The sequence below is a fragment of the Devosia sp. A369 genome (genome assembly GCF_054489345.1).
The window spans coordinates 56877-69715 of the sequence record NZ_JBTMWV010000017.1 but is presented as its reverse complement, the minus strand read 5'-3'; the positions used below and the strand labels follow the sequence as shown (position 1 = coordinate 69715).

The following is a 12839-nucleotide window of genomic DNA, read 5'->3' as shown; positions in this document are numbered from 1 at the left end:
ATCCTCAAGGCAGGCCGGTAGAAAACTCGCCTGGTGACGGTCGGCAGCCTCGACAAAACGTCCCATCTGGCACCTCCGAAGCAGTGCCAGATCATACCATAATCAAGGGTTTTCACACAGCCTCGACCCCACTCCGGTCGTTCGAGCCCTAAGTGCGAACTCCTAAAAGCGGCCGTTCGCCGTCGTAGGGCAATATCGGCTTGGCGCCCCATTCCGGTCGTTGGGATGTCGACCTGCTCCTGCCTGGAAGCGGAGGTTGGGGCCGTGTCACGTCCGGCACCCGTCGGGACGCATCCCTGGCATCGACAGGTGACTGTCCCCTGTGGCCGGATTAGAAATTGGGGGCAACGTCGCCGGCTGAAATCCCCATTAATATCCAGATGCCATATTGTGCCGGACGTCGAGCGGTCGGTGCCAAATGGTGCGGTTGGCAGAGCGCTTGCCCCAGCACAACCGCGCCAATATTGTGGATATTAGAGTTTACCGGCGGCCCAGTCTGCGATCTGCGTCCAGAGCTGATCATAACCGGACCATTCCACGAAGGGCGGCGGCGCCCAATGCGGTCCGCAATCTGATGCGAAGGCAACGCTGCGGCCCTTGCCATAGCTGCCGGCCACGATCAGCGGGTCATCACCCACAGTGGCCACCAGAGTAGCATCGGCATTGGCGGTGACCCGGTTATAGCCCAGCAGGTCGGGCCAGCTGTCGCCGAGCCCCGCGACGATGGGGTGACCAGCATCGGCCACCGCTGGGCGGGCGCCTTGCGGCGTCTCAACCCGGTCATCGCTGCGCATCAGCGTCACCGGTAGCGCCTGTTCGGCAGCCGAACCAGCATATTGCCCCTTGCCGTCAATGCCCTGGAAGGTGAGATAGCCGCCCACCATGACAAAGCCGCCGCCATTGGCGACATAGTCACGGATGGCATGCAGTCGGTTGGGCAGCACCTTGGACTTGGAGAAGGTATCGGGATGCAGCACCAGCGTGTTGGCGCCGATATCCGACAGCAGCACGCAGTCATAGGCGGCCAGTTCCTCGGCGGTAAAGGGAAACTCCCGCGCCGCCACATGGGATGGCTGATAGGTCACCTCCCAGCCGCCCTTTTCCAGCGCCGCCTTCAGCCAACGCACGCCTTCGGCATATTCGGTGGTGGTGAAGCTGTCGAAGCCCTTCTGGTGGATGGAATGCACCGTCCAGGATTCGCCGGCGATGAGAATGCGTTTGGTCATGAAACGTCCTTTGTACGAGGAGGCGCCACCGATTGGCGCGTTACGAGGTGAATGGGGAGCCGAGTTTCGGCGGAAACTGTCTGGCCATCGAGCAGCGCCAGCAGGTGCCGCACCGCCAGCCGACCCATTTCGGCCACGGGCTGACGCACCGTGGTCAGTGGTGGGTCGACGAGTTCGGCAAACGCCATGTCGTCGAATCCCACCAGGGACAGGTCGCGCGGAATGACGAGGCCATGGCGGCGCACCGCCTTGATGACGCCGATGGCGATATAGTCGGAACAGGCGAAAATCGCCGTGGGCCGGCGCTCGCTATCGAGCAGTTGGTCGGCGGCGGTTTCGCCGAAGGCGCTGGTATAATCGCCGAGCAATTGACGCTCCGGCGGCATGGGCAGATCGGCCTCGGTCATGGCGCGCACAAAGCCGGCACGGCGCTCGCCCACGCTCATCAGTGCATCAGGACCGCCGATCATCGCGATCTCGCGATGGCCCATCTCGATCAGATGCTTTGTGGCCAGATAGGCGCCTTCGCTGTTTTCGACGAAAACCCCGGGCAGAGCTGCGCCGGCGATATTCTCGTCCAGTAGCACCACATTGCCCAGTGGTTGCAGCATTTTCGCCAGCCGTCCGTCATCCACCCGATTGGACATCATGATTAGCCCGTCGACATGGCCATCGGCCATGCGGGTGATGGCTTCGGCCTCGGTGCCGGCGCCGCCATTGGTGGAGGAAATATACACCGCATAGCCATGGTCATGCGCCTCCCGCTCCACCGCTGCCGCCAGTTCGGCAAAGAACGGGTTGGCGATGTCGGCGGTGATCAGGCTGATGGCTTCGGCCTTGCCGGTCGACAGCCGTCGGGCCAGCACATTGGGGCGATAATCCAGCTTGGCGACGGCCGCGTCGATGCGGTCGCGCGTTGTCTGCGGCAGGTCGAGCCGATGGTTGAGATAGCGCGATACGGCGGTGGGCGAAACGCCCGCCTCGGCCGCGACGTCGCTCAGCGTGGCCATGAAACGCTCCCCGACAGCGGGCTCATGCCTGCCATCCCACAACGGTCAGGGCCGCGTCCGGGGCAAGGACCGACAGCAGTTCGGCCGTGGAGCGGGAATAATCTACCGCGCCGCCGATGACGGTGCCCAACACCGCGCCGGTGATATCGGCATAGACATAGCCATGGGCGATGAGATCGACCAAGGCCACCTGGATGGGCTGGATGGTGGGGTTGAAGGCGACGCTTTCAATGGCAAAACCACTCACCTGCCGGCCATCAGCCAGCGTCAGCACTACCGCGCCAGGGCATTTGCTATAGGGGGAATGGCTGCGCCGTCCCGTCGCCAGCAGCGCCTCGGCCTGCGGATGGTCACGCCCATCGGCGATGGCCAGCTCCGGCCAGAGCAGCCGGCCTGGAATCGCGCCCGGCTTACCCAGATAGTCCGGGTCGAACGGCCACGGATAAAGCTGTGCCAGCGTCAGGGTATGGCCCAGGGGGTCGATGAGTTCGAGCTTGTCGCTGGCGGCATATTCGGCGAGGCATTGCCGGCAATGGGCGCAGGGATGAGCCTCGCCAATGGCGATGACGGAAATGTCGTGGCCCCGGCTCATGGCGCGGCTGAATACGAAACCCTCGCCATGCAGGGTAAAGCCCAGATGCGTGCCGGGAAATTCGACATTGCCGCCGAGAATGAGATCGCCGGTGTCGGTCTCCAGCCCCACAGCGCCCACGTGAAAATCGGAAATGCTCGGTCGCGCATAGCCCTGCGCCACATCGAGCAGCAGCAGCATCAGCTCGCGAACTGATTCGAGGTTGAAGCGGGCGATCAGCTCTGCCGCGACGGCTTGGGGTATCACCCCACCTGCATTGCTCGCCGGACCGGTGCCGTGCCCGGGCAGCATTGCGCGCGCTGCCTGCCGCACCGCTTCGCCGAGCTCTGTTCCAAGCACTGCCAGGCGTGCTGGCACGGCGGGATCAGCGGTAAACGGGTTGATGCTCATGGGTGTGCTGCCAAAGTTGGGGACAAGAATTCACAGTGCGGGTGCCCGGGGTCGGGGTGAGCCGATTGCATTTGACAAGTTCCGCGAAACTGGCGTTAGATCGCTATGTAAAGCGCTTTACTAGCGATAGGTCAAATGGCTTCTACACTGCTCTGCGACGCCACCATCCTCACGGTGGACCAAGAAAACACTGTGCACGCTCGGGGGTGGGTGGCCATGGTCGATGGCCGGATCGCCGGCATCGGGTCAATGGCGAACTGCCCTGATTCCGCAGGCTTTGATGAGGTGGTTTCGCTTCCGGGCCACGTGGTGATGCCGGGTCTGGTCAATGCCCACACCCATGCTCCCATGGTGTTGTTCCGCGGGCGGTCCGAGGGGCAAAGCCTGCTCACCATGGATGGCTGGTACAATTCCATCCGTGAGCCGGAGCTGTCGCTCGTGTCCGCCGATATCGGCCCGGCCGTAGCGCTGTCCTGTGCCGAAATGGCGCTGTCCGGCACCACCACCTTCTGCGAGCAGTATTTCTTCGCCGACGAGATTGCGGCGGCGGTAGGCGAGGCCGGCCTGCGCGCCGTCATCGCCTATGGCATCGTGCAATTGGGCGACAAGGAACGCGGCGAGCAGGAACTAAGCAGCGCCGCCGCCTTCATCGAGCGCCAGCGTTCGCCCGATGGGCGTATCGTGCCCTGGTTTGGCCCCCATGCCCCGTATGTAGACAACTCCGAGGAGTTGCTGCGTGCCGAGGTCGAGCTGGCGGTCAAATATGGCTGCGGCATGCATCTGCACATGGCCGCCGGCCCCGAAGACAATGACGAGACCATGGCCCGCTATGGCTTGACCGCGACCCAGGCCCTGTCCCGCGACGGGTTCTTCGCCGGCCGGGTCCATGCCGCTCACTGCCTCGATCTGTCTGACGACGATATCGCCATTTTTGCCGCTGCTCCGGCCGCCTCCGTTGCTTATTGTGCCACGGCCGGCCTGCGGTCTGGCCGCGAGGGCATGTGCCCGGCGGTCAAGCTCAAGGAAGCGGGTGTGGTCGTGGCGCTGGGCACCGACAATGTCGCTGCCAACAATGCCTATGATATGTTTGCTGAAATGCGGGTCGCTGGTCTCGTCGCCTCGCACCGCGAAGGCCGGGCTCAGCCCATCTCTAGCGCTGAGCTGGTCCGCATGGCCACCATCGAGGGGGCGCGTGCCCTCGGTCTCGATCACGAGATCGGTTCACTCGAAGTCGGCAAGGCCGCCGATATAATCGCTATCGATATTTCCGGCCCCGGTTATTCCGAAGTTCCCGATATCGAGACGCTGCTGGTCTATTCGGGCAGCGGCCGCGATGTTCGCCATCTCTGGGTGGGCGGGGAGCAACTGGTTGCTGATCGTCAACTGACCCGCCGGCCTTTCGGCGATATCCGGCAAGAATATTCCGTGACCTATGACGATTTCTGGGCGCGGGTTGCCATCGCGCAAGGGGACTTGAGATGACGCGTAAACTGTTTTTGGACACTGATGGCGGCGTGGATGACGCGCAGGCCCTGCTGATGCTGATCGCCGCCGGACGCACCCCCGATGCCATCACCACGGTGTTCGGCAATGTGGGGCTCGATGCCGCCACGCGCAACATGCTGACCGTGCTGGCCGTCGCCGGCGCGGGGCAGGTGCCCGTGCATATGGGCGCCGACCGTCCGCTGACCCAGCCGATCATCGACGCCAAATATGTCCATGGCGAAGATGGTCTGGGTGGCGCGCCGCGCCCTGTTCGCATTCCCGAGCCGGCCAGCGCCGATGCTGTGGGTTTTCTGATTGCCAGTTTCCGCGCGGCCGCTGCCGCCGGCGAGAAAATCGACTTCCTGATGATCGGCCCGTTGACCAATCTTGCGCTCGCTCTGCGTGTGGCCCCTGATATCGTGGCTGGCATCGGCCAGCTCACCATCATGGGCGCTACGGTCTATGGTCGCGGCAACACCACGCCGGCCGCCGAATTCAACATCTATGCCGACCCGGAAGCTGCTGCCATCGTCTTCGGCGCGCCGCTCGAAACCCTGGTGGCGCCGTGGGAGCCCTGCGTGACCCACAACATGACCGGCACTCAGGTCGATGCGCTGTTTGCCGCCATCCCCGAGGGCTTTGAAAAGGACTTCTCGCTAGCGCTGGCCGCGCATGCGCGCCAGACCATTGCCGGCTATGGCGGTGGCGACAATTTCCGCTTCGTTGATCCGCTGGCGGCTGCTGCTGTCATCGATCCGTCCATCGTCACCAAATCCCTGCGGGCTGCGGTGGATGTGGCGCTGGCCCCCGGCATCACGCGCGGCATGACCGTGGTTGATCCGTCTGATCGTCTCGGTACGCCCATGGTGACCCTGATCGAGGAAGCCAAGGTCGACCAGCTCATCGCCCTGTATCAAGCCTCCATCGCCTATCGCCCTGCTGCGATCGCCTGATCAAGTCAAAATTGACAAAGCCTAGAGGAAAGCCGTCAATGTCTATGTTCAAGCCTAACCGTCGTGTTTTTACTGGCCTGTTTGCCGCCGGCCTGCTGGCCTCTGTGTCCACTGGTGCTGTGCTGGCCCAGGACTATTCCGCCGACAACCCGCTCAAGGTGGCGCTGGTCGTGCACGGTACGCTGGGTGACCGCAGCTTTCTCGATAGCGCCGCAGCCGGTATGGCCCGCGCCAAGGCCGATCTGCCGGTCGCGGTGACCGTGATTGAAGCTGGTCTCGATCGCGGCCGCTGGCAGCCGGCGCTGGCCGACGCTGCCGATCAGGGCTTTGACGTGGTCATCGCCGGCACTTGGGAAATGACCGGCTTCATGGCCGAGCTGGCCCCGGACTATCAGGACACCAAGTTCATCATTTTTGACGATGCCCCGGATTTCTCCGCCGGCAATCTCGGCAATATGCTGGCCATTAGCTACCGCGTATCGACCGCCGGCTATCTGGCCGGCTATGCCGCTGCCAAGGTCAGCCAGACCGGCAAGATTGGTGAAATCCTCGGCGTCGAGGGTCAGACCATCCTCGAATTCGCCGTGGGCTTCGAGCAAGGCGCCCGCGCTGCCAATCCCGACATCGAGATCACCCGCGCCATCGCCGGCACCTTCACCGACCCGGCCAAGGGCAAGGAACTGGCGCTGGCTCAGTTCGCCCAGGGCGTCGACATCGTGTTCCCGATTGCTGGTGGCACCGGCATTGGCGCGCTGCAGGCAGCGCGCGACGAGGGCAAGCTGGCTGTTGGCGTGGACAGCGATCAGGCCTTGATTTTTGAAACCATCGATCCGGCCCAGTCCGGCGCCATCGTGACCTCGGTGGAAAAGAAGGTTGGTGACTCGCTCTATACCGCGCTGGTGCAGACCCTCGACGGCACGGCGCCTTACGGCACCAATATGCTGCTTGGCCTGGCCGATGGCGCCGTGGGCATCTCCAAAAACAGCTATTACGACAAGCTGGTTTCGGCCGAAGTGCGCGCCGAGGTGGACGCCGAGGAAGCCAAGATCATCTCCGGCGAGATCATCGTCGACACTGCGATGCAGTAAGGCTTGCGGCCCCGCCTTCTGGCGGGGCCGGCTTTTCTTAGGGGGGATCTGCAATGGCGCCGCTGCTCGAAGCCATTTCCATTGGCAAGACCTATCCTGGCGGCACGGTCGCCAATGATGGAGTCAATCTGTCCATTGCCGCTGGCGAAGTTCACGCCGTGGTGGGAGAGAATGGCGCCGGCAAGTCGACGCTGATGAAGATCCTGTTCGGCATCGAGCAACCTGACAAGGGCGAATTGCGGCTTGATGGCAAGCCGATTGCCTTTGCCAATCCGCGTGACGCCATCGACCATGGCATCGGCATGGTGTTTCAGCATTTTTCGCTGGTGCCGTCCTTTTCCGTTTATGAAAACGTGGTGCTGGGGGCCGAACCCCGCAAAGGCATCAAGTTCGATCGCCAGAAGGCGATTGCGGAAGTTCGCGCCTTGTCGGAAAAATTCCGCCTGGCCGTCGATCCCCTGCCGGCGGTCGGCACGCTGCCGGTCGGCCAGCAGCAGCGGGTGGAAATTCTCAAAGCGCTCTACAGCGACGCGCGTATTCTTATTCTCGATGAGCCCACGGCCGTGCTGGCCCCGCAGGAGGTCGAAGAGCTGTTCGTTGCCATTCGCGCTTTGGTGGCGCAGGGCCGCACCGTCATTTTCATCGCCCACAAGCTGCCCGAAGTGCTCGAAATCTCCGACCGCATCACGGTCATGCGCGGTGGCAAAACCGTGGGCTCTGTGAACACCAGCTCCGTCACCGAAGACAGCCTCGCGACCATGATGGTGGGTCGCGAAATCGCGCTGCGCGTCGATCGCGGTCATACGCGCGGCGATGTGGCCTGCGAGATCAAAGGGCTCAAAATTGCTAATGATGCCGGCGGCGTCATGGCCGAGGACCTCAATCTCAAGGTCCATGCCGGTGAAATTCTGGGGCTCGTCGGCGTTGAAGGCAATGGTCAGGCCGAACTGCTCGAAGCGGTGGCCGGTCTGCGCGACATTGCCGGTGGGGCGGTCTATCTCGACGGTGCCAGCCTGAAGCCGCTGAGCATTGTGCAGCGGCGTGAACTTGGCATTGCCAGCATCCCCGAGGATCGGCTGGTACGGGGCCTCGCTGCCGGCTCCACCATTGCCGAAAACCTGGTCGCCACCCGCCTGTCCGACCCGCGCTTCGTGCGCCGTGGCCTGCTCGACCTCAAGGCGATCAAGGCCAATGCGCAGGCCTTGATCGAGCGCTTCTCCATTCGCGCCGGCGGTCCCGGCTTTGCCGTGGGCACCTTGTCGGGCGGCAATATGCAGAAGGTCGTGGTGGCCCGCGAACTTTCCAAACAGCCCCGACTGTTGCTGGTCAACCAGCCTACGCGCGGTGTTGATCTGGGGGCCACCCAGTTTATCTGGAAGTCCCTGACGGCGGCGCGGGATGGCGGTGCGGCGGTGCTGCTCAGTTCGGCCGACCTGTCCGAACTGCTCGCCCTGTCCGACCGTCTGGTCGTGTTCTATCGCGGCAGGATCGTTGCCGCCTTTCACAATAGCGACGACCTCACCCCGGAAATGCTGGGCACTTACATGCTCGGCCTAGGGCGGCAGGAGCCAGAAACCATGCAGGCAGTCCTGCAATGAGCACTACTTCCGTGAACCGTTGGACCGTCCTGCTGCGGGAAATAGGGCGGGCGTTGACCGCCGTCGCGCTGGCCTTGGTCGTCGCTCTCATCGTCATTTTTGCGACCTCGGCCGATCCGGCCCTGGCCTTCCGCACCCTGTTGACCGCACCGCTCTCGTCCAACCGCACCATGGGCCTTTGGGTCGATGACGTTGCCAAGCTGACGCTGACTGGTCTGGCCTTCAGCCTAGTATTCCAGGCCCGGCAATTCTCCATGGGCGTGCAGGGTCAGGTCTATATGGGCGGCCTGTTTGCCGCGCTGGTGGCGCTGTCGCCAATCGGCACCACCCCGCTGGCCATTCCGGCCGCTATGTTGGCGGCGATGCTGGCCGGCGCCGCTTATGGCTTTATTCCCGGCTACGCCAAGGCCCGGTTCGGCGCCAGCGAGATCGTCTCCTCGCTCATGCTCAACTACATCGCCATTCTGGTGGTGAATTATCTCATTCGCGCCCATCTCGCCCCTGTGGGCACCGGCCAGCTGATGAGCCCCAAATTCCCCGAAGCGGCGACCTTGCCGGCGATCATTCCCGGCACCCGGTTTGACCTCGGCATCGTCGTGGCGCTGGTGGCAACCTTTGTCGTCTGGTTCCTGCTCTATCGCACCAGTTGGGGACTAAAGCTCCGGCTGGTCGGGCACAATCCCAAATTCGCCGAATATGCCGGAATTCGCTCCAGCGTTATAATGGTGTCGGCCATGACAGTGGCCGGCGCCTTTGGCGGCCTGCTCGGCGCGGTGTTCGTGCAGGGGCGCGCCTTCGGCAATCTGGCGCAGAATTTTGACGGCAATCTCGCCTTCGAGGGTATTCTCATCGCCATCGTGGCCCGTTCGCGGCCCTTGGCTGTGCCCTTCGTGGCGCTGGCCTATGGCTATCTGCGGCAGGGGGCACAGCTCATGGGCATCCGCACCGATGTTCCCACTGAAATGATCTCGGTGGTGCAGGCCATCATCATCCTTCTGGTTGCCTCTTCATTCACCGTGCCGGGCAAGGCCTTCGTCATGCGCCTCATTGGTCGCAGCGCGACGCCCGTCGGCACTCCGGAGACCAGCAAATGATCGACCTTCTGATGACGGTGTTTTCGGTCACGTTCTTCGTTACCGTGATCCGCACCACCACGCCGCTGCTGTTCGCTACGCTGGGCGGCCTGCTGTCCGATCTGTCCGGCGCGCTCAATGTGGCACTGGAAGGCATGATGCTGATTGCCGCGCTCACCGCCGTCATCGTGTCGGTCTATGCGCCGTGGTACGTGGCCGTACTGTCCGGCATGGGCGCTGGGGCAATGCTCGGCGCGCTGATGGCGCTGTTCCACCTGCGCTTCAAAGCCGACATTATCCTCGTCGGTTTCGCCATCAACATCCTCGCCACGGGCGGCACGGTGTTCGCGCTGGCGCAAGCCACCGGCGGCGACAAGGGTACCTCGATCAATCTGCCGTCCAAAGCGGTGCCGGCGATTAATCTGAGCTTCCTCGAAGCGATCCCGGTCTTTGGCCCGACGCTCAAAGGCCTGCTCTCCGGCCATTCCATCCTGTCCTGGCTGGCCGTTCTGATGGTGTTTGCCGTCTGGTTTTTCCTCTACCGCACGCCCTATGGCTTGTGGTTGCGCGGGGTGGGTGAATATCCCGCCGCGCCCGAGGCCGCTGGCATTGCAGTCAACAAGGTGCGGGCCTGGAGTCTCGTCGCTTCGGGGGCACTTGCCGGCATTGGCGGCGCGCAACTGGCGATGTTCAACTATATCGGCTTTACCCGCGACATGACCTCGGGCCGGGGCTTCATCGCGCTGGGCGCGGTGCTGCTCGGGGCCCGCCATCCGGTCGGGGCCATGCTGGCGGCTCTACTGTTTGGCATTTTCGAAGGGCTGGCCATCGTCATGCCCAATCTGTTCAACTGGATTCCCGGCGAAATCATCCAGACCATCCCGTTCGTGGTGACGGTGCTGGCCCTGATCCTCTTCAGCTACCGCGCCCAACGCGCCCGCCAACGGCAGATAGCGAACAAGATGGCATAGTGTGACCAGAATCGGCGTGAAGCACGAGCACAGCCAAGGGATCATTGCGCTGGCGACTGGATAACAAGTTCGGCACGCGACCTTTTTATCTGCTGCTCGGCGGCTCTCACATTCATTCGGTCCGGCAGTTGGTGGAGGGGATCCGCGTTCATCTCGTAGCGATGTTACGCGCCGGCGAGCGCACTTATCCCACAGGCCGTATCCTTCGATCGAACGTCCACTTTCCAAGTGTCTGGCTCGGAGGCGGTCGGGCCGCCAACGGCACGCCAAACGAGCTATGTCAGCTTTCCAGGGCGTCGCCCGGAAGGTCGACAGCGGGCTTTCACCCCGATTTCCGCGCTTTGGCCGCTCAGATGACAGCTCTCGACCCCATTTCAGTCATTTAAGGGCACCATGGGCATTCCCGAAAACAGCCTTGCCGACCAATGCGTTAGTGCAGCAGGAGGTTTCGAGGTGTGATCCCCCCATGTGGTGGAAATTGCTCTTAGGCGTTGCACTTCTGATCGGGGGTACGGCTGGCCTCGCATTTTGGTCTCATCGCCACGCGGCGAGGCTGAAACCGCTCTGGCAAGGATTGCAGCCCGTGCGAAATCGCCGTCTGGCAACTTTGATCTTGCCATGTTTTCAGAGTTACCTGAAATCGCGCAGCGGTACTTTACCCACGCCATAGCGCTTGGCACTCCTCTGCACAAAACCGTTCTGCTCCAGATGCAGGGTACATTTCTGCTTGGCAATAAAGCGAGTTTTCAGTCCTATGACATGACCGCCCGACAGATACTCGCGCCACCCACAGAGTTTATCTGGATTCCGTCGATGCAGTTGGGAGTCATGCAGATTTCGGGGTCGGATGCTCTTGTGGAAGGAACCGGATGGACGCGTTTCTGGATCAATGGCCTTGTGCCCGTCGTCAAGTTGCAGGCCACGCCTAACCTCAACCGTTCTGCTCTTACTCGCGCCGCTATGGAAGCCATATGGGTTCCCGCAAGCTTGCTTCCTTCCAATGGCGTTACATGGGAGCAGATCGGCCCCAACACGGCGCGGCTGGCCTTCAAAACGGGCATAGAGCCAGTGGACATGACCCTAGGTCCAGATGGCCGTGTCCTCGAAGTCGTGACGATGCGATGGAGCGATGCGAACCCGGAGAAAATCTTCCGGCTCCAACCCTTCGGCGGCACCATGGAGGCAGAGTCGACCTTTGAGGGCTTTACTATTCCAAGCGTGGTGAAAGTCGGCAACCATTTCGGTACCGATGAATATCTGCCATTCTTTCAGGCGCAGATTACGGCCGCCGAGTACCTTTGATCGTCGAACCGACAATGTCCGATTAAGTCCGCCTTTTGCGACAAGCGGCCGCTCTTCTTTCCACCCCAAACGGGAGCAACCCAACCGGTATTCGCCGGTCCGTAAACGACCCCGTTCAGCCATTCACGATTAGCGCGCGAATTTTCGGAAGCTGCCATTCGTCGTCGCAATACAATCTCGGCTTCGCCCCGCTTTGCTGGTTGAACCAACACCCTTCGCGTTCCCGTAGCCGGACACCCGAGCAACTGGGTCAAGCTGCAAGCTGACCAGGCTAGCGGAATTTAGCACTGTCAAAAACGGGTCGCTCCCGAGAGGAGGGGGCAATAGACGGTCACGACCAACAACAAGGAGTTTGGTCGTGGAACTCGAAAGCAAGAACATCATCATCACCGGGGCAAGCAGTGGCATTGGCGCGGCGGCTGCGCGGCTTTTTGCACAGGAAGGGGCCAATGTGGTCCTCGGTGCTCGACGCGCGCATGAACTCACCATGCTTGCGCAAGAGATCAACGGCGGAAACGGCGGTCGCGCCGTGGCTCTGAGCGGCGATGTCACGGACCCTGGCTATGCCTCAGCTCTGGTCGCCCTGGCCGAGCAAGAATTCGGCGGTCTTGACGGCGCCTTCAACAACGCGGGCGTCGTCGGCGACATGACGCCGATCACCGCTATGAGCATCAAGAACTGGAACGCGGTTGTCGCCGTGAACCTGACGGCCTCTTTCCATGCGGCTCAAGCGCAAATACCCTCGCTTCTGAAACGCGGAGGCGGTGCGATCGTGTTCACTTCATCGTTTGTCGGCTCCAGCAATGGCGGGTTGCCAGGCATGAGTGCGTATGCGGCCACCAAAGCCGGGATGAACGGGCTTGTGCAGTCGCTTGCCTCAGAACACGCTCATCAAGGCATTCGCGTCAACACGCTCCTGCCAGGTGGCACGGTCACGCCCGCTGGCGGCGAAGGCAATAGCGAGGCGATGGCCTTTATCTCAGGGCTACATCCCATCAAGCGGATGGCCGGACCAATAGAGATCGCGCAGGCGGCGCTGTTCATGCTCTCTGATCGGGCAAGCTTCATGACCGGGAGCCCCATGGTCGTCGACGGGGGCATGTCGGTTCGGCTCCTTTGAACCGATCCGCGCAAAACTTAATGGGGAGCGG

At 62.3% G+C, this 12839-nt stretch carries 11 protein-coding genes; 8 read left to right on the top strand and 3 right to left on the bottom strand.

Translation table 11 applies throughout. The features are described from left to right. Nucleotides 1-473 precede the first annotated feature (473 nt). Genes ACX3OZ_RS16730 through ACX3OZ_RS16720 form a run of 3 tightly spaced genes read right to left on the bottom strand, consistent with a single transcriptional unit; the run spans nucleotide 474 to nucleotide 3218 of the window. Nucleotides 474-1226: a glutamine amidotransferase gene (locus ACX3OZ_RS16730; RefSeq protein WP_459104981.1), complete on the bottom strand. Its 753-nt coding sequence runs from the start codon at nucleotides 1224-1226 to the stop codon at nucleotides 474-476. Beyond that, nucleotides 1223-2236: a LacI family DNA-binding transcriptional regulator gene (locus ACX3OZ_RS16725; protein WP_459104980.1), complete on the bottom strand. Its 1014-nt coding sequence runs from the start codon at nucleotides 2234-2236 to the stop codon at nucleotides 1223-1225. The genes ACX3OZ_RS16730 and ACX3OZ_RS16725 overlap by 4 nt, the downstream gene beginning before the upstream one ends. 22 nt (nucleotides 2237-2258) lie before the next feature. Next, on the bottom strand, nucleotides 2259-3218 hold the full coding sequence (locus ACX3OZ_RS16720) for a hypothetical protein (protein ID WP_459104979.1): 960 nt from the start codon (nucleotides 3216-3218) through the stop codon (nucleotides 2259-2261). A 135-nt stretch (nucleotides 3219-3353) separates the two neighbouring features. On the opposite strand from ACX3OZ_RS16720, the gene ACX3OZ_RS16715 reads away from it, so the two are divergent. The 8 genes from ACX3OZ_RS16715 to ACX3OZ_RS16680 all read left to right on the top strand — a co-directional run bounded on the left by ACX3OZ_RS16715 (nucleotide 3354) and on the right by ACX3OZ_RS16680 (nucleotide 12808). Continuing rightward, complete coding sequence (locus ACX3OZ_RS16715; protein WP_459104978.1) at nucleotides 3354-4700, top strand: amidohydrolase family protein; 1347 nt, start codon at nucleotides 3354-3356, stop codon at nucleotides 4698-4700. Beyond that, nucleotides 4697-5656 (top strand): nucleoside hydrolase, encoded by a 960-nt coding sequence (locus ACX3OZ_RS16710; RefSeq protein WP_459104977.1) that lies wholly within the window; start codon nucleotides 4697-4699, stop codon nucleotides 5654-5656. The genes ACX3OZ_RS16715 and ACX3OZ_RS16710 overlap by 4 nt, the downstream gene beginning before the upstream one ends. Nucleotides 5657-5694: 38 nt before the next feature. Next, entirely contained in the window at nucleotides 5695-6744 is a 1050-nt protein-coding gene (locus ACX3OZ_RS16705; protein WP_459104976.1) for a BMP family lipoprotein, read from the top strand. A gap of 53 nt (nucleotides 6745-6797) precedes the next feature. Next, nucleotides 6798-8342, top strand: a complete 1545-nt coding sequence (locus tag ACX3OZ_RS16700) for an ABC transporter ATP-binding protein (RefSeq protein ID WP_459104975.1) — start codon at nucleotides 6798-6800, stop codon at nucleotides 8340-8342. After that, the gene (locus ACX3OZ_RS16695; protein ID WP_459104974.1) at nucleotides 8339-9436 is read left to right on the top strand and encodes an ABC transporter permease; all 1098 of its coding nucleotides are present in this window, start codon (nucleotides 8339-8341) and stop codon (nucleotides 9434-9436) included. Before ACX3OZ_RS16700 ends, ACX3OZ_RS16695 begins: the two co-directional genes overlap by 4 nt. Further along, entirely contained in the window at nucleotides 9433-10386 is a 954-nt protein-coding gene (locus ACX3OZ_RS16690) for an ABC transporter permease (protein ID WP_459104973.1), read from the top strand. The genes ACX3OZ_RS16695 and ACX3OZ_RS16690 overlap by 4 nt, the downstream gene beginning before the upstream one ends. A 618-nt stretch (nucleotides 10387-11004) precedes the next feature. Continuing rightward, entirely contained in the window at nucleotides 11005-11688 is a 684-nt protein-coding gene (locus tag ACX3OZ_RS16685) for a DUF6544 family protein (protein ID WP_459104972.1), read from the top strand. A gap of 358 nt (nucleotides 11689-12046) precedes the next feature. Further along, nucleotides 12047-12808: an SDR family oxidoreductase gene (locus tag ACX3OZ_RS16680; protein WP_459104971.1), complete on the top strand. Its 762-nt coding sequence runs from the start codon at nucleotides 12047-12049 to the stop codon at nucleotides 12806-12808. Nucleotides 12809-12839 lie beyond the last annotated feature (31 nt).